The sequence below is a fragment of the Myxococcus sp. CA040A genome, assembly GCF_013336725.1.
Classification (GTDB): domain Bacteria; phylum Myxococcota; class Myxococcia; order Myxococcales; family Myxococcaceae; genus Myxococcus; species Myxococcus llanfairpwllgwyngyllgogerychwyrndrobwllllantysiliogogogochensis.
In genome coordinates this window covers 190,076-208,410 of the sequence record NZ_JABUMR010000010.1, presented here as the reverse complement: position 1 = coordinate 208,410, position 18,335 = coordinate 190,076, and the positions used below count along the sequence as shown (strand labels likewise).

At 69.1% G+C, this 18,335-nt stretch carries 23 protein-coding genes; 9 read left to right on the top strand and 14 right to left on the bottom strand.

Annotation, left to right across the window (positions count from 1 at the left end):
- Positions 1 to 4 precede the first annotated feature (4 nt).
- A complete protein-coding gene (locus tag HUA75_RS37950; protein ID WP_174489210.1) occupies positions 5 to 475 on the bottom strand; it encodes an NUDIX hydrolase in 471 nt (156 codons plus the stop codon).
- Positions 472 to 1,476 carry a DUF2380 domain-containing protein gene (locus HUA75_RS37945; protein ID WP_371746284.1) on the bottom strand — a complete coding sequence of 335 codons (1,005 nt, stop codon included), beginning with the start codon at positions 1,474 to 1,476 and terminating at the stop codon, positions 472 to 474. The genes HUA75_RS37950 and HUA75_RS37945 overlap by 4 nt, the downstream gene beginning before the upstream one ends.
- Before the next feature lie 117 nt (positions 1,477 to 1,593).
- Here HUA75_RS37945 and HUA75_RS48105 point away from each other — a divergent pair, with 117 nt between their 5' ends.
- Complete coding sequence (locus HUA75_RS48105) at positions 1,594 to 1,740, top strand: hypothetical protein (RefSeq protein WP_371746283.1); 147 nt, start codon at positions 1,594 to 1,596, stop codon at positions 1,738 to 1,740.
- A 260-nt stretch (positions 1,741 to 2,000) separates the two neighbouring features.
- Here the strand turns inward: HUA75_RS48105 and HUA75_RS37940 are convergent, their stop codons facing one another.
- The 3 genes from HUA75_RS37940 to HUA75_RS37930 form a co-directional block, all read right to left on the bottom strand.
- Positions 2,001 to 2,627: a biotin transporter BioY gene (locus HUA75_RS37940; protein ID WP_174489208.1), complete on the bottom strand. Its 627-nt coding sequence runs from the start codon at positions 2,625 to 2,627 to the stop codon at positions 2,001 to 2,003.
- 170 nt (positions 2,628 to 2,797) lie between these two features.
- Complete coding sequence (locus HUA75_RS37935; RefSeq protein WP_174489207.1) at positions 2,798 to 3,139, bottom strand: DUF2845 domain-containing protein; 342 nt, start codon at positions 3,137 to 3,139, stop codon at positions 2,798 to 2,800.
- A gap of 56 nt (positions 3,140 to 3,195) precedes the next feature.
- Complete coding sequence (locus tag HUA75_RS37930) at positions 3,196 to 3,903, bottom strand: TetR/AcrR family transcriptional regulator (protein ID WP_174489206.1); 708 nt, start codon at positions 3,901 to 3,903, stop codon at positions 3,196 to 3,198.
- A gap of 70 nt (positions 3,904 to 3,973) precedes the next feature.
- Between HUA75_RS37930 and HUA75_RS37925 the strand changes: the two genes are divergently transcribed.
- The gene (locus HUA75_RS37925; RefSeq protein ID WP_174489205.1) at positions 3,974 to 4,837 is read left to right on the top strand and encodes an SDR family oxidoreductase; all 864 of its coding nucleotides are present in this window, start codon (positions 3,974 to 3,976) and stop codon (positions 4,835 to 4,837) included.
- Here the strand turns inward: HUA75_RS37925 and HUA75_RS37920 are convergent.
- The 4 genes from HUA75_RS37920 to HUA75_RS37905 all read right to left on the bottom strand — a co-directional run bounded on the left by HUA75_RS37920 (position 4,834) and on the right by HUA75_RS37905 (position 7,729).
- A complete protein-coding gene (locus tag HUA75_RS37920) occupies positions 4,834 to 5,238 on the bottom strand; it encodes a hypothetical protein (protein ID WP_174489204.1) in 405 nt (134 codons plus the stop codon). The genes HUA75_RS37925 and HUA75_RS37920 overlap by 4 nt on opposite strands.
- Complete coding sequence (locus HUA75_RS37915) at positions 5,235 to 6,221, bottom strand: C2 family cysteine protease (RefSeq protein ID WP_174460528.1); 987 nt, start codon at positions 6,219 to 6,221, stop codon at positions 5,235 to 5,237. Before HUA75_RS37915 ends, HUA75_RS37920 begins: the two co-directional genes overlap by 4 nt.
- Positions 6,222 to 6,348: 127 nt before the next feature.
- Positions 6,349 to 6,648 (bottom strand): hypothetical protein, encoded by a 300-nt coding sequence (locus HUA75_RS37910; RefSeq protein ID WP_141646760.1) that lies wholly within the window; start codon positions 6,646 to 6,648, stop codon positions 6,349 to 6,351.
- Positions 6,649 to 6,823: 175 nt separating this feature from the next.
- Positions 6,824 to 7,729 (bottom strand): LysR family transcriptional regulator, encoded by a 906-nt coding sequence (locus HUA75_RS37905; RefSeq protein ID WP_217439574.1) that lies wholly within the window; start codon positions 7,727 to 7,729, stop codon positions 6,824 to 6,826.
- 105 nt (positions 7,730 to 7,834) lie between these two features.
- Here HUA75_RS37905 and HUA75_RS37900 point away from each other — a divergent pair, with 105 nt between their 5' ends.
- The gene (locus HUA75_RS37900; protein ID WP_174489203.1) at positions 7,835 to 8,755 is read left to right on the top strand and encodes an SDR family NAD(P)-dependent oxidoreductase; all 921 of its coding nucleotides are present in this window, start codon (positions 7,835 to 7,837) and stop codon (positions 8,753 to 8,755) included.
- Between the two features lie 159 nt (positions 8,756 to 8,914).
- Entirely contained in the window at positions 8,915 to 9,934 is a 1,020-nt protein-coding gene (locus HUA75_RS37895; protein ID WP_174489202.1) for an ABC transporter ATP-binding protein, read from the top strand.
- Here HUA75_RS37895 and HUA75_RS37890 read toward each other — a convergent pair.
- Positions 9,931 to 10,446: an aminoacyl-tRNA deacylase gene (locus tag HUA75_RS37890; RefSeq protein ID WP_141646754.1), complete on the bottom strand. Its 516-nt coding sequence runs from the start codon at positions 10,444 to 10,446 to the stop codon at positions 9,931 to 9,933. The genes HUA75_RS37895 and HUA75_RS37890 overlap by 4 nt on opposite strands.
- A 149-nt stretch (positions 10,447 to 10,595) precedes the next feature.
- The gene (locus HUA75_RS37885) at positions 10,596 to 10,793 is read right to left on the bottom strand and encodes a hypothetical protein (protein WP_141646753.1); all 198 of its coding nucleotides are present in this window, start codon (positions 10,791 to 10,793) and stop codon (positions 10,596 to 10,598) included.
- 183 nt (positions 10,794 to 10,976) lie between these two features.
- On the opposite strand from HUA75_RS37885, the gene HUA75_RS37880 reads away from it, so the two are divergent.
- The 4 genes from HUA75_RS37880 (at position 10,977) to HUA75_RS37865 (ending at position 14,721) form a co-directional block, all read left to right on the top strand.
- A complete protein-coding gene (locus HUA75_RS37880) occupies positions 10,977 to 11,303 on the top strand; it encodes a DUF2171 domain-containing protein (protein ID WP_141649317.1) in 327 nt (108 codons plus the stop codon).
- Between the two features lie 171 nt (positions 11,304 to 11,474).
- Positions 11,475 to 12,725, top strand: a complete 1,251-nt coding sequence (locus tag HUA75_RS37875; RefSeq protein WP_174489201.1) for a kelch repeat-containing protein — start codon at positions 11,475 to 11,477, stop codon at positions 12,723 to 12,725.
- A 53-nt stretch (positions 12,726 to 12,778) separates the two neighbouring features.
- Positions 12,779 to 13,144 carry a hypothetical protein gene (locus tag HUA75_RS37870; RefSeq protein ID WP_174489200.1) on the top strand — a complete coding sequence of 122 codons (366 nt, stop codon included), beginning with the start codon at positions 12,779 to 12,781 and terminating at the stop codon, positions 13,142 to 13,144.
- Positions 13,145 to 13,314: 170 nt separating this feature from the next.
- Positions 13,315 to 14,721 carry a M24 family metallopeptidase gene (locus HUA75_RS37865; RefSeq protein WP_174460535.1) on the top strand — a complete coding sequence of 469 codons (1,407 nt, stop codon included), beginning with the start codon at positions 13,315 to 13,317 and terminating at the stop codon, positions 14,719 to 14,721.
- Between the two features lie 60 nt (positions 14,722 to 14,781).
- On the opposite strand, the gene HUA75_RS37860 is transcribed toward HUA75_RS37865, so the two are convergent.
- Both HUA75_RS37860 and HUA75_RS37855 read right to left on the bottom strand, forming a co-directional pair.
- Positions 14,782 to 15,969, bottom strand: a complete 1,188-nt coding sequence (locus HUA75_RS37860) for a cytochrome-c peroxidase (RefSeq protein ID WP_174489284.1) — start codon at positions 15,967 to 15,969, stop codon at positions 14,782 to 14,784.
- Positions 15,970 to 16,133: 164 nt separating this feature from the next.
- Positions 16,134 to 16,547 (bottom strand): hypothetical protein, encoded by a 414-nt coding sequence (locus tag HUA75_RS37855; RefSeq protein ID WP_141648924.1) that lies wholly within the window; start codon positions 16,545 to 16,547, stop codon positions 16,134 to 16,136.
- A gap of 410 nt (positions 16,548 to 16,957) precedes the next feature.
- On the opposite strand from HUA75_RS37855, the gene HUA75_RS37850 reads away from it, so the two are divergent.
- A complete protein-coding gene (locus HUA75_RS37850) occupies positions 16,958 to 17,416 on the top strand; it encodes a DUF2267 domain-containing protein (RefSeq protein WP_141648923.1) in 459 nt (152 codons plus the stop codon).
- 81 nt (positions 17,417 to 17,497) lie between these two features.
- Here the strand turns inward: HUA75_RS37850 and HUA75_RS37845 are convergent, their stop codons facing one another.
- Positions 17,498 to 18,184 carry a hypothetical protein gene (locus HUA75_RS37845; protein WP_254614104.1) on the bottom strand — a complete coding sequence of 229 codons (687 nt, stop codon included), beginning with the start codon at positions 18,182 to 18,184 and terminating at the stop codon, positions 17,498 to 17,500.
- Between the last annotated feature and the right edge of the window lie 151 nt (positions 18,185 to 18,335).

Below are 18,335 nucleotides of genomic sequence, written 5' to 3'. Positions count from 1 at the left end.
CCTGTCAGGCGGTGTCGTCTGGGAGGAGGGTGCGGAGGAGTCCGTCGTCGTGGCTGAGCGGGCGCCAACCGGCGGGTGGGGGATTGGCGAGGAGCGCATCACTGGCCTGCCGGACACGCTCTTCATGAGTCAGAGGGCTGTAGGCGGACCATCGGCCCAGTGCCATGGCCGCCTCGAATCGATTCGCGTCGTCCAGCACCCCGGGCCAACCGTCTGGGAAGGCTTCGGCGAGTTCTCGCGCGAGGACATCGCGCACGAAACGAGTGACCTGCTTGCGCTGCTCTGCTTCGCCGAGCAGCCCGCTGAGAATCTGCACGGCGGCAACGTCCTCCTGTCCCAGTTCATCGGCCAGTTCGTGAAGGGGAATGGCTGGGCGTGCCTCGGCGAAGGCGGTCAGGGTGTCGTAGCCCTTCGCACGGACTCGCTCATAGAGGCGCGCCTTCACGTCGCCCCGCCATGCTGCTCCGCCGCTCATCTGCCCCTCCCTGGAGTGAAGTTCATCGAGATTCTATAGTCCCGCATGTCCTTCGCGACGAGCTTCAGGATTTCGTTTCGAGTCAACAGTCGACGAGTTCTTGTTTCCGCATCGAACAGGGTTTTCATGACCAGCCTGTTCCATTCACCCGGCCAGATGCGACCCAGTTTCCAATTACCACCGCCGTGAATGGCCTCGTGATGAGAGCGCTCCAGTCTCACGCAGAACTGGTCGATGCTCATGTCTCCCGTGAAGCCGCGCTTCTCGAACCACTCCCGGTGCTCCTGCGGCAGGACGTGATGTTTCGGCGCCTCGGACATGCCGGCCCCGGTCTTGTTCGTCACGTGCATGCCGCGCACCTCGGGTGAGTCTCCCAGTGCCTCACGCACGCCCTTGGGCAGTTCCTGGTTCGCCTGCGCCATCCACACGTGTCCCGCGCTGGTGCGGACCGCCGCGCTCACGACGGGCACGGAGATGACTCCCGCCTGGACGAGCCTTCGCATCATCTCCACCCACTCGGCGGAGACGACGAGTTGTTGGCCGGCCATGATTCCGCCAGGGCCCATCACCAGTCGCGCTCCCAGCGCGACGGACGCAGCGGGCGGTAGCCTGGGCAGTGACATCTTCAGCGCGGAGACGAGCGCGAGCATCTCGATGAACTGTGCCGTCGCCACCACTTGTCCTGTGCGCTCCATCGCCATCCGCGCACCCTCGCGAATGGAGTGGAACTCATGGGTCAGTTGCCCCATCAGCACGGGCATGGCTGTCGCCGTGGCCTCCACGCGCGCCTGCTCCCGCGAGGCGAGAGCGCCCAAGGCCGGCTCCAGCAGGTTCCACACGCGGTCCATGTCCACGAGCAACTGCTCCACGCTGTAGTAAGGGCATTGCTGGAGCACGACGCTCACGAGGTTCAGGAAGTCGAGCCAGGTGGCAAGCAGCATCGTGCCGGACAACGCGGCCTGGAGCCGAGGGCCCGTCATCCGGAGGATGCCAAGCTCCATGTCCGCGTCTTCCACCAGGCTGGATTCAGTCGTGAGAGAAGTGATGCTCCCGAGTGCCCCACGGAGCCAGGGCAACTGTCTTGCCCCGTGGTCGAAGTAGCGGATGAAGAGCCTGCCATGTCCACCCAGCTCTCGCGTGCTCGTGGCGAGCCTGGAGATGGCTCGGGCCGTGTCTTCCGTGGAGCTCCGCACTTCGTCGACGGCGGCCAGGACCGCTGGTCGTGTCCGTGCGGCGTTCTGCTGCCCACCACCCACGGCTCCTGACACGGTGTTCGAATCTGTTCCACTCTCGCGACGCCGCACGGCGTCCGAGCCCAGGCCCATCGAGGCGGGTGGAGGCCCGTTCAGCGCTGTGCGCCGTGATTGGCGAATGTCGGACGAATGGGAAGCGCAGCCCGTGGTCAGCAGGGCCGCGCTCAACAGCAGGGCAAGAGGACGCATAGGCGCCGAAACCCTATCAAGTCGGAACGACACGCCCGCGGCGGTGTCTGGGTTCACCCATCGACGGGCCCCCGTGTTCCGGCTCAGGCCTCGCGAGCGCGGACGAGTCGCCAGGCGAGAGACGAGACCAGACCGGCGAGGGCGGCCTTGAGCAGCCCTCCAGGGATGAACGGCACGAAGCCCTTGTGGAAGGCCGTGGCGAAGTCGAGCGAGGCCACCACATGGAGCCAGCACACGCCGATGACCAGGATGACGAGCTGTCCCCCGAGGAAGAGGGGCACCGCTGTCCTCGGGCGCCGGTCGTAGGCTCGACGCGCCGCGAGCCCCACGAGGAAGGCCGCGGGGAGGAAGCCCACCAGATAGCCGCCCGTCGGACCGACGAGCGCCCCCCAGCCGCTGGCCGCCTTCGCGTAGAAGGGCAACCCCACCGCCCCCAACAAGAGATAGGCGAGCTGCGCGGCCACGCCACGTCCAGGCCCGAGCGCGGCGGCTGTGAGGACGACGGCGAGCGTCTGCCCCGTGATGGGCACCGGTGAGCCCGGCACCGAGATGGCGACCTGCGCGAACAAGGCGGTGCAGAGCGCCGCGCCGAGGACGAGCGCGGCCTCCTGGGCGCGCGTGCGCACGAAGAGGTCTGCCAGGACGCGGTTCGGTGGAGGACTGGCGTCCGCGCTCACCGCCGACCCACCAGCGAGGAGTGCGAGCCGCATGACGACGCGGAGGGGAGTGGAGACACGAACCGATGCTCGGTGAGGACGGACGGCGATGCAAGGAGGCGAAGCGTTCCGCGCCCGATGTTTCAGGGCGTGCAACCCGAGGCGAGGGGCACCGTGACCCTCTCGATTCGGGGCGACGCGTTTCTTATGGGCCTGCGGCGGGCCTACTTGCCGTAGCCCGCGCTGCGCACGTCGGTCAGCTTGCCGTCGGTGAAGACGGCCACCTTCATCAGCCGGTTGGGCCCGAAGTTGTATGTCCATTCCTCCACCTGGACCGTCACGGTCTGCGTGGTGGAGGACTCCTCCTTGCCTTCGCGCACCCTGTTCCGCGTGGACGTCGACTCCTCCCGCGCGTGCTTGCTCATGGGCTCCCCGCACTTCATGAGCGCATCGGACTGGGAGGCGCCATCCGAGATGAGCTTGTTGCCACAGCGCAGGGTCGCCGCTTCACCAGAGAAGGGCACGATGAGGCAGGCGAGGACGAGGCCAGCGAGGAGGGTTCGCATGCGAGGCGGCTCCAACAATCGGGGGTGCGCGACCGACGCATGCGCCCGGAGGATATTCACGGCCGCGCGGAGAATTCGCGCGAGGCCGGGCTTCGCCCCCGTCCCGTCATCATCTTCTTCTTCGGCGTGGCCCGAGAGGTCGCTCCCGCCGGCTGGAGATAGCCCTGCATCAACGCGCACAGCTCGTCGAGGAACGCCTCATTGGTCAGATAGTCGGGACGGTCCGCCACCGCCTTGATGCAGAGCGTCTCCACCGAGTGCACCAGGACGAAGACCGCCATGTCCAGGTCCTTGGGACGCAGCTCTTCGGCCCTCGGTGCGAGGAAGGCTCGCACCAGGCGGAACAGCCGCTGCTCATGCGGGTCCACCTGCCCCAACTGCCGCATCCTCGGCGCTAGTTCGTGCAGCACCTGGTGCAGCCGGGGGTTCTCCAACTTCGTGGTCAGCAACTGGCGGACCAGCGCCCGAATCGCCTGGGGCAATGGCTGGCTCGCGAGGCGCACCAGTTCCGCCTCGAAGCCGGCGAGCGAGCGCGTGCGATGCCGCTCCATCACCGCCATCACCAATCCCTCCTTGCTCGGGAAGTATTGGTAGAGCGAACCGATGCTCACCCCCGCCTCGCGGGCGATGCGGTTGGTGCTCGCGGCCTCATAGCCATTCTTGACGAGAACGCGAGCCGCCGCCGTGAGGATGGCCTCACACGTGGCCTGAGCCCGGTCCTGATGGGGCTTCCTCCGACGGGAAACAGGGGGACGGCGCGGCATGACTCCTCCTCCACGAATGTGAGCACCGACGCGAGTTGCGAACGTGAGTCCTAGCTCACATTCTGGACCCATGCACATCGCTTCGACATCCCCCGCTGTCTCCCCCGCGCCCACCTCGGGTCCCTTCCCCTACCAGGGCCGCCGAGCGCTCATCACCGGCGCGTCCTCTGGTATCGGCGAGGCCTTCGCCCGCCTGCTCGCGGCGCGGAACATGAACCTGGTCCTCGTGGCCCGCTCGGAGGACAAGCTGCGCGTCCTGGCCGCCGAGTTGATGAAGCAGCACGCCGTCCAGGTGGAGGTGCTGAGCATGGACCTCAGTCACGAGGGCTCCGCGCGCCAGCTCCATGGCCAGTGTCGCGAGCGCGGCCTGCACGTGGACCTGCTCATCAACAACGCCGGCTTCGCCACCCACGGCGCCTTCGAGGCCGTCCCCCTGGCCCGACAGCATGAGCAGGTGATGCTCAACGTCACCGCGCTCGTGGATGCCACCCATCTGTTCCTGCCGGACATGGTCGCCCGAGGACTCGGAGGCGTGCTCAACGTGGCCTCCATCGCCGGCTACCAGCCCCTGCCGTACATGGCCATCTACGGCGCGACGAAGGCGTTCGTCCTGTCCTTCACCGAGGCGCTCTGGGCGGAGAACCGCGAGCGGGGCGTGCGCGTGCTCGCGCTGTGCCCAGGGCCCGTGGAGACGTCCTTCTTCGACGTGGTGGGCACGCGCCAGGTCGCAGTGGGGCCGACCGCCACCGCCGAGCAGGTGGCCCTCGCGGGACTCCGAGGCCTGGAGCAGGGCAGGCCCTCGCTCATCGCCGGCTGGCGCAACTGGTTCCAGGCCAACATGCCTCGCTTCGCGCCGCGAGCCTTCACCGTGCGCGTGGCCGCGGGGATGCTGAAGCCCCGTGACGTCCCAGCGCTTCCCGCTCGCTCCGTCTAGGGCTGACGCGGACGCAGCCGCAGGCGCAGCAGCTGCTCGTCCCCGCGGTCGATGACCTCGGAGACCTCGAACACCTCGCCCGCCACTTCCACCCTCTGGCCCGCGCGCACGCGCACGTGCTGCTGCTCTGGCGGAACGATTCGCGAGTCGTAGATGAAGAGGGCGGCGGTGGGCTCACGCGCGCCCGCATCGGTGTCCTCGGGCCAGAAGTTGCCCGTGGCCAGACTCAGGTGCGGCGTCACCTGGAGCGGGCCGTGATTCTTCGTCAGGGTGATGGTGCCGGGCTGCTCCGCCGAGGAGGGCGCCACCGCGGGCGTCTCACGCGCGCACCCGGACAGCACCAGCCCCAAGGCCAGTGCCAGTCCGGTCCACCCGCGTGTGCCCGGCGCCCGTCGAATCACTTCGTCGGGTTGCTGTTGGCGTACTGGAAGGACTCACGGAACTGCGCCTCCGTGAGGACGATGTCCGGCGTGCCGGCGCCCCACGGGTTGCGCAGCGTCACCGTGCCCGCCTTGGTGTCCACACCCGAGACGAAGTACTCGTGGTCCGCCACCAGCGTGCCGTTCTTGTAGAGCGGCTTGTCGGTGCCGTCCGGCAGGTCGATGCCGAGGAACTTGATGTCGTCGTGCGTGCCCGCGGTGATGGCCTCGCCCGCGTTCAGCCGCTTCTCCAGGTCCGCCAGCGTGGCGCCGCCGACGTCGAGGCTGCTGCTCTTCTTGCCCGTCATCGCCTCCATCGCGTTGGCGCTGTTGCCGTGGACGATGTTGGGGTAGCCGCCCTTCCACTGGGCATAGGCCTTCTCCACGAGGGCCGGCCACAGCTCCGCCTTGCCGTTCTCCTGCGGCGTCGCGGCGTAGGCCGGGTTGCCACCGGAGTTGAGCGGCAGGTCCGGGGTGACGGTGATGGTCACCGGCTTGCCCTTGTCCTGGAAGGTGACGTTGTAGTTGCCGGACGCGTCCGGGCCCTTGACCATGTTCTCGATGAGCGCCGGGTTGGCGCGCGCAATCGCGCCCATGGAGGTCATCAGGTAGCAGTCACCAATCTGCCCCTGCTGCACGTCGTTCCAGTGCGCCTTGGTGCCGTCGGTGCCCGCCTCGAAGACGCTGCCGTTCTTCACCGGGCCGTAGGTGACGTTGGTGTCGAGCGCCTTCGGGTCCTTCGTCTTGGGGCTCTCCGCGCCGCTCGCCTGGCTCGTCTGGCCGAGCGCGGTGGCGAACTGCTCACGGCGGCTGGGCGGCAGCATGCCGTCCTGGGTCCGGGCGCTCGCCCACGCGGGCTGCTGCTCACGGACTTCCTGCGTCTTCGCCTGCGGCCGGACCGTCTCGGTGGCCTGCGGGACGGGCTGGGTGACGCGGGACCCTTCATTCCCAATCTTGAAGCTCATGGATGCTCCCCCTCGGAACAGCGGAATCTGAAGATGGACTGTCGCCCCCCAAGGGCGTCAGTGGATGTCTGGATTGTCGCGGCGGCGGCGCCAGAGTTGCGTCGCGCCCGCACTATGCGTGTGGCACTCAGCGAACCTTGAGGTGGATGGCGGGCTCCTTGCCCTCGGCGCCGCTGACCTCGAGGATCTCCAGCGAAGCCCCGTCCACTTCCACCACCTGGGACGCATGGACACGCACATGGTCCTGCTTCGAGGGGGACGTGCGGGTGTCGATGATGAAGAGGCCCGCGGTGAGCTGCTTCTCGCGGCCCCCCTTGGCCTCCACCTCCTCGGCCCAGAAGTTGCCGCTGGCGAGGCGCAGGTGCGGCTTCTCCGGCAGCGGAAGGGGCCCCTGGCCCTTGATGAGTGTGATGGTGTCGGATGCCATGACTGTTTCCCCCGTTCGTCAGGGCGCGCGGCCCGCAGGCAGCGGTCCTCGCGCTGGATGATGTCCGTGGACGCTACCACGGGCCCCTGCGCGGGCCGTATGGCCTTGACTGTGAGTATGTGTGGTTTGGGGTGGCCCCAGGGCGCGATGCGTCATGCGCGAGGCACCGCCCGCCTCAAGGGGCGGAGACCTTCAGGTGCTTGCGTGAGTAGTCGATGAAGGCGCGCAGCTTCGGCATCGCCTGGAGGCGACTGGGGAAGTAGAGGAAGAGGCCCGGCGTGTCGGGGCAGAACGACGCGAGGACGCGTTCGAGGCGACCTGCCCGGAGGTGCTCGGCCGCGAGCGGCTGGGCCGCATAGGCGAGCCCGAGTCCCTTCACCGCCGCGTTCAAGTTGAGCGCGGAGTCATTGACGATGACGGTGCCCTGCACCGCGATTTCCAGAGGCTGTCCCTTGCGCTGGAACTGCCAGCGGTACAGCGAGCCGTCGCCAGAGCGGTAGTTGATGCACGTGTGTGCGCGCAGGTCCTCGGGCTTGCGAGGGCGCCCGTGGCGCTCGAAGTAGGCGGGGGCGCCGAACACCGCGAAGCCGAAGGGCGGCGTCAGGCGCACCGTCACCATGTCCGCTTCGACGAGCTCGCCCAGCCGGACGCCCGCGTCGAAGCCCTCGTCGACGATGCGGCTCAGGTGGTCCGCCGCGTGGATTTCAATCCGCACGTCCGGATGGGCGGCACAGAAGCCCGCGAGGATGGGCTCGATGACGTGAGGAATGACGGCGCGAGGGATGTTGAGTCGGAGCAGGCCGCTGGCCTTGCCGCCCAGCGAGCGCGCGGAGTCGAAGGCGGCGAGCAGTTCGTCGACGGCGGGTGTGGCCCGTTCGAGGAAGCTCCTGCCCGCCTCGGTGAGCCCGACACTGCGAGTCGTGCGCGTCAGCAACGCCACGCCCGCGCGAGCCTCCAGCGCGCGCACAATCTGGCTCACCGCGGAGGGAGAGATTCCCAGCTCCGTCGCCGCCGCGCGGAAGCTGCGCAGACGCGCGACGCTCAACAGCGTCATCACGCCGTCGAGCTGGTCCTTCTTCATTGTGAAGCCCGGGTGCATGACCTGTGCTGGTTAATGTGGATTATCAAAACAGTCCAGCGTTGCTACTCGTGAGGGCCTCACCAGGATTTTCCTTGAGAGGTGACGATGACGACGCGGGATTCGAAGGACTCCGTGCGGTTGGAGCGGAGGACGTTTCTGACGGCGGCGCTGGGGAGTACGGCGGTGCTCGCGGCGGATGTGGCGTGTGGCTCGCCGGTGGGCGTGGCGCCCGTGACTGGCAGGAGGCGCTTCGAGAACAAGGTGGTGCTCGTCACCGGCGCGACGTCCGGAATCGGCCGGGCAGCGGCCATCGCCTTCGCGGCCGAGGGCGGCAAGGTGGCCTTCTGCGGTCGCCGGGAGAACCTGGGCCAGGAGGTGGAGCAGCTCATCCGTCAGGCGGGCGGTGAGGCCACCTACTACAAGGTCGACGTGAGAGATGCGGACGCGGTGCGGACGTTCGTGGACACGGTGGTCCAGCACTACGGCGGGTTGCATGTCGCGTTCAACAACGCGGGCATCAGCATGGCCAAGGGGCTGCACGAAATCTCCCTGGAGGAGTGGAATGACCTCTCGGACACCAACGTGCGTGGCGTCTTCGCGGCGATGCGAGCGCAAATCCCTCACATGCTGAGCGCGGGAGGCGGGAGCATCGTGGTGACGTCCTCGGTGCAGGCGTTCGCCACGCGCAAGGGAAGCTCGGCGTACACCGCGAGCAAGCGCGCGCTGGTGGGAATCGTCCAGGCGGCGGCGCTGGAGTACGGCACGCTGGGCATCCGGGTGAACGCGCTCTGCCCGGGCACGGTGGACACACCGCTGGTCCGGCGGCAGATGGGCGCGGAGAACATGCCGGAGGAGCAGTTCCAGGAAGCGGCGGCCGCCTGGGCTCGCGTCAACGTGCATGGACAGCAGCGGCTCGCCACGGCGGCGGAGGTCGCGGACGCGGCGCTGATGCTCGCCTGCGACGACCATCCCTATCTGACGGGCTCCGCCTTCGTCATCGACGGTGGCATGACGCTGGCGCTGTAGGCGCGGGCTGTCAGCGGGTGCACGGCGGCGCGACATCGCGCTTGCCGTGCCCGGTGACGAGGGGGTTGGCTGCCTCCATGCGCATCCGAGAGACAGCTTCGATGAAGAGACCCAGCGCGCGATGGGCCCGAGGCTCGGGCACCGGGGAGGGCTAGTCGCGTGGCGACGGTGTCCCTGGAGGACGTGCGCAAGGTGTATCGAGGGGGCGTGGCCGCGGTGAAGGGCGTGACGCTGCACATCGCGGACGGTGAGTTCGTGTCCCTCGTCGGCCCGTCCGGCTGTGGCAAGTCCACCACGCTCAACCTGATTGCCGGACTGGAGGAGCTGTCCGGCGGCACGCTGCGCATCGACGGCGAGGTGGTCAACGGCATGTCGCCGAAGGAGCGCGACATCGCCATGGTGTTCCAGAGCTACGCGCTCTATCCGCACCTGGACGTGGCTCGCAACCTGGCCTTCCCGCTGGAGGTCGCCGGGCTGTCGCGCGCGGACATCGAGGCGCGGGTGAGTGAGGTGGCCTCGGTGCTCGGGTTGGAGGCGCTGCTGTCGCGTCGGCCGAAGGAGCTGTCCGGTGGGCAGCGGCAACGCGTGGCCCTGGGACGCGCGCTCGTGCGACGGCCGAAGGTGTTCCTGTTCGATGAGCCGCTGTCCAATCTGGACGCCGCGCTGCGCACGCAGATGCGCGGTGAAATCAAGAAGCTGCACGAGAGACTCCAGGCCACGTTCATCTACGTCACGCATGACCAGTCGGAGGCGATGACGCTGTCGGACCGGGTGGTGGTGATGAGCCAGGGCGAGGTGCAGCAGGTGGCTCCGCCGCGCGAGCTGTATGACGCGCCCGCGAACCTGTTCGTGGCGGGCTTCTTCGGCTCGCCGCGCATCAACCAGGTGAAGCCCGGGACACTGGGCCTCGCGGCCGAGGACGTGGTGCTGGGACTTCGCCCCGAGCACCTGGTGGTGACGGCTCAGGGCGACGAGTCACCGGGGGCGCTGACGGGGCTCGTGTATCTGGTGGAGCCCATGGGCGCGGAGAGCTGGGTGACGGTGGACGTGGCGGGTGAGCAGCTCGTGGCCCGTGCACCTGGTGACTTCCGCGCCGCCTCGGGCACCCCCGTGTCCCTGCGCTTCGATGCCTCGAAGCTGCGGCGGTTCGACGCGCTGACGGGCCGGGCCCAGGGCTAGGGCTGCAGCGAGAAGCTGTCGTTCTCGATGCTCAACTGCTCGCGCTGGCGGTCATGGACGATGATTCCAGTGAGCGGGGCCTCTACGTTCTCGAAGTCCGCGAAGCGCAGCTCCAGGGCCTCGGCGTGGGAGCCCGCGCGGAACAACAGGTGCTCCGCGTGGCGCAGGTGTTCGTCCACCACCACCGGGATTCCATAGAGCCTTCCAAACGGTGGCTCCGCGCCGACCTCGCACTCGGGAAAGAGCGGGGCGAACTCGGACTCCTCGGCGAGCCGCAGGTTCTTCGCGCCCGTCACCGCCGCGACGCGGTCCAGGTTCACCGTGTCCGGCGCGCTCACCACGCAAATCCACAGCGAGTCATCCGAGCGGAGGATGACCGACTTGGCCACCTGGAAGCCGCTGACATGCAGTGACGCCGCGAGCGCCTGCGCGGTGATGGCTCGCAGGTGCGGCCTGCGGTCGAAGGGAACGTTGTGACCTTCCAGGTACTGGATGATGTTCTCCGGAATCATGGCGCGGCCTCCCTCGTGCTCGCGGAAGAAGGTGCGCCCGCTCGCGTCCGCGCACCACGCCCACTTCCGCGCGCGCCCGCCTCACGAGCCGCCGCTCCGGCGCCTTGCTCCCTCGCCTCGTCCGCCCGGCCGATGCGCGCGGCCCCACCTCAGGCGTAGACCTGACTGCCTTCCAGCGACAACTCCAGGCGCCGGTTGAGCTGCTCCAGCCGGTCATACCGCTCACGCAGCAGGTCGCGGTACGCGCGCTGGTCCGTGTGGGAAATCTCGGTGAGCAGCTCGAGCAACGCCGTGTCCAGCGCCTGCTTCAGCTCGCGGGCTTCCACCGCGGACAGTTCCAGCAACATGCGGCACCTCCTGTCGCGAATGTTAGGCACTCCACTCCGCGCGAGCCTCCCCACCCGCCCCATCGCCCCCCTTCGCCCCCACCAGGAAGACGGACGCTGCCCTGCCTGCTCCGTCGGACTGTCGTCACGCGCGCCGGGCCCGCAGGTTCTTGCTGACAGAGGTGCAGCCGCGAGGAGGTCGTGATGATTCAGTCCGGCGAGGTGCGCGAGGGAATGACGGTGAGGACCGCGGACGGACGCAAGCTGGGGCGCGTCGCCGCCGTCGGCGATATCCACTTCGAGCTGGAGCAGGGACTGGTGCCCATCCCCCGCCACGACTACCTGGTGGAGTACCGCGACGTGGACCACGTCAACGACGAGGACGTGTACCTGTCCCGCGCCGACCACCCGCTGCTGACGCTGGAGGTGGATGACGACGGCGGCGCGCTGCCTCCCCGCCACTCCAACGGCATGGACGCGGAGCCGGTGAACGTCTCCGCCCCGTCGGACGAGGACTCCGTGCGCCACTGAGCACCCTTGTGACTCGCGCTCCCACGTCGCGAGTGCGGGCTCCTCGCGAGTGGGGGATTTCCGACCCGGCACGCGGGGCAAGCGTCCGGAATCATTCAGGTCGGACATCCCAGGAATGTCAGACCGTCAGGGTACACGGGCTCTCTTCGACCAGCGAGGCGAGTGGGTCCCATGCGACGTGTCCAGACATCCTTTCTCGGCGTGGCGTTCTTCGCGCTCGTGTTCTCGTGCAACTCCGGTCCGCGCGCGGACGGGGGCACGTTGGACACGGGCGTCGAGCCCCTGAGGCTGGCGACGCCGCGCAAGCTGCTGCCCTTCGTCCCGCTGGAGGACGGGCGCGTGCTGGCCGCCGGAGGCCATGACGGACAGCGCACTCTGTCGAGCTGCGAGGTGTTCGAGCCGGAGACGGGGATGTGGAGCCTGACGGGCTCCATGCACAAGGCGCGTCGCAACCACGCGGTGGTGCGGCTCCTGGATGGCCGCGTGCTGGTGACGGGCGGCACGCAGGTGGTGGCGCCGGGCGCGCTCGCGGACGCGGAGGTGTACGCGCCGGCGTCGGGTCTCTGGACGCAGGTGGCGCCCATGTTCGAGGCCCGGAATGATCCCTCCGCGCTGCTGCTCCCCGATGGCCGCGTGCTCGTGGCGGGTGGCACCGACGCGGACCGCCGGCCGTTGCGCTCCGCGGAGCTGTTCGACCCGATGACGGGCACGTGGGCTCCCGCGACGCCGCCGGGCTTCGTGCGGGGCGGCGCGGGCACGGCGGTGATGCTGGCCCAGGGCAAGGCGCTCTTCGTGAGCGGCCTTCAGGCGGAGCTGTACGACGTGGCCACCGGCCGCTGGGAGAAGGCGGGCTTCGCGGGGGGCGCGGCGGGGACGCATCGACAGGGGCACTCGGTGACGCTGCTGCCGGACGGACGCGTGCTGGTGGTGGGCGGTGGCACCGCGCGCGCGTCGAGCACGGCCGAGGTCTACGACGCGCTGACGGGCCTGTGGACGCTGGTGGCGGCGCCGTCGGTGGCTCGCGAGCACCATGCCGCGGTGGTGACGCCAGAGGGCCAGGTGCTCGTGTTGGGAGGCGAGCATCCCATGGCGGGTGCGCTCGCGTCGGTGGAGCGCTTCGACCCGATGACGGGGCAGTGGGCCTCCGCTCCCGCGCTGACGGAGCCTCGCGGCCTGCCGGGCGCGCTGACGCTGCGGGACGGCTCGGTGCTGCTCGTGGGCGGCGCCAACGAGGTGGCGGGCATGCTCGACACGAGCGAGCAGTACCTGCCGACCGGCTGCGTCCCGGTGACGTGCGAGACGCGGGAGGCCACATGCGGCGCGGTGCCGGATGGCTGTGGAGGAATGCTCGAGTGTGCGCCGTGCGTCGTCGAGGGCTGTGACACCCAGCAGTGCCGCGCCGAGGGACTCACGCGGCGCTGAGCATGCCCCGCCCCGTGGGTGACAGGCTCGCCGATTCCCGGTGAGATGCGGCCATGCGGTGGCTCCTGTTCGCGATGTCCGTGGCGTGGCTGGGATGTGGCGGCGAGGACCCCTCGCAAATCACCTATGACGAGTGGGCCGAACGCGCCGCCACGGTGCAGTGCTCCCACGAGGCGCGGTGCGAGGGGTCCTCGCTGGACGAAGCGGCCTGCATGGCCCAGGTCCTCGAGCGCTACCGGCAGGTGGAGCCGGAGCTGGAGGACGCCACGGGCGCGAGGACTGGCTGCGTGCGGTGCATGCGCATCCGGACGGAGGTGCTGACCGCGTCGCTCGACAGCGAGTGCCAGCAGCCCGTGGACACCTCGCGCATCAACGCGGCCTGTGGCGCCGACCAGCAGGCGTGTGCCGGCGCTCCCTGACCCGGCCCGCGCGCGCCCTGGCGCATCGCGCCAGCCCACCCCCCGCGCGAAACCTCCTGTGACTGGCTGAGCACCGCCGCGCGGAAAGCCTCGCAAGACACGAAGCCCCCGGCCCTCGGCGCGCCACACGGCCGAGACGCCCCCGTCCGTGCATGCCAGACTGCGCGGCCATGCGAACCCGCCTCCGTCTCCTCGCACCGCTCATGCTGAGCACCGCATGTGCCTCCGTCTCCTCGCAGTCTCCGGACGCCACCGCCGTCGCGACGGCGAAGGCCTCCGTGCCGGAGCGCCCCTTCGGCACCCTGCGTGAGCAGGCCGACCGTCAGCAGGCCTGGCTGCGCGAGCGCATGGACACGGCGCTTCCCCAGCTCATGCGCAAGTACGGCATCGAGATGTGGGTCGTCCCCATGCGCGAGTACAACGAGGACCCCGTCTTCAAGGCGCTCGTGTCGCCCACCACGTTCGCCGCGCGCCGCCGCACCATCTACGTGTTCCATGACCTGGGCCCGGAGAAGGGCGTGGAGCGACTGGCGCTCGGCGGTGGCCCGCAGGGCGGCGTCTATGTCCCGCGTCGCGCCCAGCAGCAGGTGAGCCACGGCGGCGAGGGCCTGCGTCAGGCGGAGCTGTGGGGCCCGGACCAGTGGCTGGTGCTCAAGCAGGTGCTGGAGGAGCGAAAGCCCCAGAGCATCGCGCTCGACATCTCCCGCACGTTCGCCTTCGCCGACGGCCTCTCCCATGGCGAGTACGAGGGCATGGCCCAGGCTCTCGGCCCCGACTGGGTGAAGCGCTTCAAGCCCGCCGAGGGCCTGCCCGTGGACCTCATCGCGTGGCGCATCCCCGATGAAGTCCGCTTCTACGAGGACGAGACGAAGCTCGCCTGGAACATCATCGAGACGGCCTTCTCCAACCAGGTCGTCACCCCCGGCGTCACCCGCATCTCCGACGTGGAGTGGTGGATGCGCCAGCGCCTGGCGGACCTGGGCCTGGACACCTGGTTCCAGCCGTCCGTGGACGTGCAGCGCCAGGGCGTCACCGAGGAGCAACTCGGCGAGGACCCCGTCATCCAGCGCGGCGACGTGCTCCACTGCGACTACGGCGTCACCGCGCTGCGGCTCAACACCGACACCCAGCACATGGGCTACGTGCTGCGCGAGGGTGAGACGGACGTGCCCGCGGGCCTGAAGGCCGCGCTCAAGACGTCCAACCGCCTCCAGGACATCGTCTTCGAGGAGCTGCGCCCCGGCCGCACCGGCAACGAGGTCCTCAAGAGCTCCCGTCAGCGCATGACGTCCGAGGGCATCGACGGCACCATCTACTCGCACCCCATTGGCCTGCACGGCCACGGCGCGGGAGCCATGGTGGGCCTGTGGGACCGGCAGGAGGGCGTGCCCGGCAACGGCGACCACAAGGTCATGGCGAACATGTGGTACTCGATTGAACTCCAGGCGACGAGCCCCGTGCCCGAGTGGAACAACCAGCGAGTGCGCTCCGCCCAGGAAGAGGACATCACCATCGACGCGGAAGGCCGCGTGCACTGGGCCTGGAAGCGGCAGACCGACTTCCACCTGGTGCGCTGAAGTTCCGCTCGCTCGCGGGCTCCCGTCCTCACAGGGCGCGGGAGCCCGTCGGCGCGCCGGTCAGCGCGGGGTGCCCGTCAGCGACTTGAGCAGCTCCACCAGCGCGCGCTTCTCCGCGTCCGTCAGCTCCAGCGGGACGATGGTGACGGTGCGCTTGCCGGTGAAGGAGCCCTCCGGGTTGCCGCCGTCGTTGTAGAAGTCGACGACCTCCTCCAGCGAGGCCTGCGCGCCCGTGTGCATGTACGGCGCCGTCAGCGCCACGTTGCGCAGCGACGGCGTGCGGAACGCGCCCTCCAGCTCCTCCTGCTTCGCCTGGGAGCGCAGCGTGCGCAGCCGCAGCGCGTCCGCGCCGTTCGGGTCGTCGCTGTGCCTGCTTGAGGCGTTGAACTCCCAGTCCAGCAGCGCGTTGAGCACCGCCCACTGTCCGCCCGCGCCGGGGCCCCGGTCCTCCAGGCCCACGTTGTGGAACAGCTCGTCCGTCAGCGAAGGCCCCTTGTGGCAGACGATGCACTGCCCCTTGCGCACGAAGGTCTTCAGCCCCAGGTACGCCGGGTCGCCCTCCGCCGAGCCAGCCTCCGCCGCGGCGATGAAGCGCTTCACGTCCGTATCGAAGGGCGCGTCCACCTGCATCAGCACCCGCTCGTACGCCGCCATCAGCTTGCCCACGTTGGCCATCAGCACCGGCGCGGCCACGCCCGAGGGCTCCACGCCGAACAGCGTCTGGTAGCGCGTCCGGTAGGACTCCTCCGCCTGGAGCCTCGCCCGCACCACCTCCGCGTCCGAGTCCATCTCCACCGGATTCGTCAGCGGAAGAATCGCTTGCGACCAGAGTGAGTCCGCCCGCCCGTCCCACATGAACCAGCGGTTGTGCCGCACGTTCAACACCGTGGGCGGGTTGCGCTCCGTGCGCTGTCCGCCGCAGCCCTCCGCCGTCGCCGTGTCCACCGTGCGACCATCGCCGGAGTGGCAGCTGTCGCAGGACACCGTGCCGCAGCGGGACAGGCCCGGGTCCTTGAACAAGTCATGTCCCAGCTCCTGGGCCACCGGCAGGCCGTCCACCTTGTTGGTGGCGTCCTGGCGCGGGTGGCTCGACAGCGAGTGCAGGCTGCGAAGCTGGTCCAGCTCGTCGAGCGTGGGGAACGGTTCTTCCGACTCACACGCCCACCCCAGCCCGCCCAGGCTCAGGGCAAGCGTGGCGGCGCGCCAACTGCTTGGAATCTTCACCGGGTCGTCCTTCTTCGCATCCATCGCGGCCCGGTCCACTCCGGTACCTCGTGCCGCTCTGCGGGCGGTCTCCCAGAAGTCTCGCGCCCCTCAGAGCGCGAAGCAATCCGGAATTCCTGGACGTCCCGAGGGCTGCCCGGCCCCTCCGCTCGAGTTGGGAGCGGAGGGTTCCGGACGTCAAACCGAACTCAGGCGCCGCAGCTCAGCGTGAAGTCCTTCGTGCCCGTGCCGTAGTTCACCATCTTGATGGTGGACGGCTCCGGGGTGATGGTGGGCACCGACCCGTTGTCGCACTTCAGGCTGGCGTCCGGCACCGTGCTGACCTGCAGGTCGGTGTTGCTGGGGATGCCGGAGATGGTGAAGGAGCAGCGGTTGCCGCGGCTGGACTTCACCATGGCCCTGCCCAGGGCATCCGTGGGCGTGGCCGCGTGAGCGACGACGACGCGGAGCTGGTCACACGGGTTGCCCGCCTGCGCGAGCCCGCTCTCCGGCAGACGGATGACACCGGCGACGGTGGCGTTGCCCTCGCGGCTCCCGGCGCCTCCCGTGGTGGCGCAACCAGTGGCAGCAAGGAACAGGGCGGCAACGGCGATGCGATACATGAAAATCCTCAATTCGTGGGGGAAAGAGAAGGCGGCCTGGTCGCCGCACAGACGACCTACGTCGCGGCCCCAGTACAATTGCGACGGGATTTCATTCCACCCATTCCCCACGCACGCGATGTGCCGGGTTTTTTGCAAATCCCCCGGAGTTCCGTGTGGTTCCGGACGCCTTGTCGCCGGCTGCAGGGACTCGCGGTGAGGTGCCATGAGTCCAGTTCATCGGTCGAATCAAAGGCAGACATACCGCATTGCGCAGGGTCGGTTGGACGTCCCAGGAGCGAACGGGAATCCCATGCTTGGGAATGCACGGTGAAAGGCCTGACGCGGACCGAGCGGCCGGGAAGCAGGCCTGTTGCCTGCTGCCGGACACTCGTCGCGCCCCCACGGTGAAGGCGCGAGAGGAGACGCGCATGTCGATTCAGAAGCAGGAAACGACGCAGTCGTGGTCGGGGCTGGGGGTGGGCACGGACCGGAAGTCCTTCATGGACGCGGTATCCGCGCAGCTCCCGGACTTCGAGGCGGAGCAGGCGGCGGAGGCGGTGTTCCGCGGGCTGTCGGAGCTTTTGTCCGACGGGCTGATGCGGCAGCTGCGCGAGCAGCTCCCCGAGGACCTGCGGGGGCTCGTGGATGCGTGCCCCCGCCACCCGGACGGCGTGCGCGGGAAGGTGGACCGCGACGACTTCTACCTCCAGGTGGCCAACCACCTGAACGCCGAGCCGGAGAACGTGCGGCTCGTGTTGCACGGCGTCTTCGCGGCGCTGCGCGAGCAGGTGACGGAGCAGGAGGCGGACAAAATCGAGAGCCAGCTGCCCCGGTGGCTCCAGGGCACGTGGTCCGCCGCGCGCATCGGGATTGACCGGCCCTCCTGAAGCGAGGGCCCGGTGGCGGCACGAAGCACGAGGCGCCCGGACCCACCCAGGTCCGGGCGCCTTCTTCGTGCCGGGCTTCGATTAGTAGGTGCCGCCAATCTGGAGCATCCCCATGTAGCGGCCGTCCAGGGCGTTGGGCGTCGCGGACGTGGGCGCGAAGTCCTGGTCGAAGAGGAAGTTGTAGCTCACGCGCGCGTCGGCGGTGATGAGCTTGCCAAACTGGTAGCGCAGGCCCAGGCCCGCGGGCACATAGCCGCTGGTGTCGTCATTGAAGCCGAACTCGCGGCCCACCGCGTCGTGCCGGATGTTGTAGTCGTCGATGCCGATGCCCGTCACCGCGTAGGGCTGCAGCTGGGTGTCGGTGAAGTTGCCGATGACGAGCGCCTGGCCTCCGTTGCGCACCACGTCCGCGCCCTCGCCCAGACTTCCCGCCCGGCCGTTCCCGTCGATGTCCACGTTGTTGACGCTGCCGTTGTAGCCCAGCTCCACGCCGAGGAAGCCCAGGGGCCGGTAGCCGATGGCGCCGCCGTACGTGAAGCCCGCGTCGAGCCGGGGCGCCAGCTGCCCGGTGTAGCCCTCCGCGCCGCCGCCGAGCTGCGCGTACAGGCCGGTGTCGGCGCGCTTCGACGACTTCTTGGGCTCATCGACCTGCACCGGCTCCAGGTTTCCAGGGGCCCGCTCCGCGCTGGGGCGGTAGTCCTCCTGGGCCCACACGGCGCATCCCCACAGCGCCGCCACACATCCCGCGATACGCACGAATGCCTTCATGTCGGACTCCTTTCCGAGCGTCCGAAAGGCAACGTGGAGTTCACGCCCCATCCCGGCAATGTTCCCGGGTCCCATGTCCCTCGCCCGTCCTCTCATCGACGGGGCGGTGGACACGTCGGCCCGCTGGCCTTCCCTCCCCGGAGGGAGGGGC

Coding starts and splice junctions, on each gene's coding strand:
- HUA75_RS37950 (WP_174489210.1), bottom strand. CDS start 475: ATGAGCGGCGGAGCAGCATGGCGGGGCGACGTGAAGGCGCGCCTCTAT.
- HUA75_RS37885 (WP_141646753.1), bottom strand. CDS start 10,793: ATGTTGCTGGAACTGTCCGCGGTGGAAGCCCGCGAGCTGAAGCAGGCG.
- HUA75_RS48105 (WP_371746283.1), top strand. CDS start 1,594: ATGTCCACCCAGCTCTCGCGTGCTCGTGGCGAGCCTGGAGATGGCTCG.
- HUA75_RS37925 (WP_174489205.1), top strand. CDS start 3,974: ATGCACATCGCTTCGACATCCCCCGCTGTCTCCCCCGCGCCCACCTCG.
- HUA75_RS37855 (WP_141648924.1), bottom strand. CDS start 16,547: ATGTATCGCATCGCCGTTGCCGCCCTGTTCCTTGCTGCCACTGGTTGC.
- HUA75_RS37890 (WP_141646754.1), bottom strand. CDS start 10,446: ATGATTCCGGAGAACATCATCCAGTACCTGGAAGGTCACAACGTTCCC.
- HUA75_RS37850 (WP_141648923.1), top strand. CDS start 16,958: ATGTCGATTCAGAAGCAGGAAACGACGCAGTCGTGGTCGGGGCTGGGG.
- HUA75_RS37905 (WP_217439574.1), bottom strand. CDS start 7,729: ATGAAGAAGGACCAGCTCGACGGCGTGATGACGCTGTTGAGCGTCGCG.
- HUA75_RS37945 (WP_371746284.1), bottom strand. CDS start 1,476: ATGGAGCTTGGCATCCTCCGGATGACGGGCCCTCGGCTCCAGGCCGCG.
- HUA75_RS37935 (WP_174489207.1), bottom strand. CDS start 3,139: ATGCGAACCCTCCTCGCTGGCCTCGTCCTCGCCTGCCTCATCGTGCCC.
- HUA75_RS37860 (WP_174489284.1), bottom strand. CDS start 15,969: ATGGATGCGAAGAAGGACGACCCGGTGAAGATTCCAAGCAGTTGGCGC.
- HUA75_RS37930 (WP_174489206.1), bottom strand. CDS start 3,903: ATGCCGCGCCGTCCCCCTGTTTCCCGTCGGAGGAAGCCCCATCAGGAC.
- HUA75_RS37875 (WP_174489201.1), top strand. CDS start 11,475: ATGCGACGTGTCCAGACATCCTTTCTCGGCGTGGCGTTCTTCGCGCTC.
- HUA75_RS37880 (WP_141649317.1), top strand. CDS start 10,977: ATGATTCAGTCCGGCGAGGTGCGCGAGGGAATGACGGTGAGGACCGCG.
- HUA75_RS37910 (WP_141646760.1), bottom strand. CDS start 6,648: ATGGCATCCGACACCATCACACTCATCAAGGGCCAGGGGCCCCTTCCG.
- HUA75_RS37900 (WP_174489203.1), top strand. CDS start 7,835: ATGACGACGCGGGATTCGAAGGACTCCGTGCGGTTGGAGCGGAGGACG.
- HUA75_RS37870 (WP_174489200.1), top strand. CDS start 12,779: ATGCGGTGGCTCCTGTTCGCGATGTCCGTGGCGTGGCTGGGATGTGGC.
- HUA75_RS37845 (WP_254614104.1), bottom strand. CDS start 18,184: ATGAAGGCATTCGTGCGTATCGCGGGATGTGTGGCGGCGCTGTGGGGA.
- HUA75_RS37915 (WP_174460528.1), bottom strand. CDS start 6,221: ATGAGCTTCAAGATTGGGAATGAAGGGTCCCGCGTCACCCAGCCCGTC.
- HUA75_RS37865 (WP_174460535.1), top strand. CDS start 13,315: ATGCGAACCCGCCTCCGTCTCCTCGCACCGCTCATGCTGAGCACCGCA.
- HUA75_RS37940 (WP_174489208.1), bottom strand. CDS start 2,627: ATGCGGCTCGCACTCCTCGCTGGTGGGTCGGCGGTGAGCGCGGACGCC.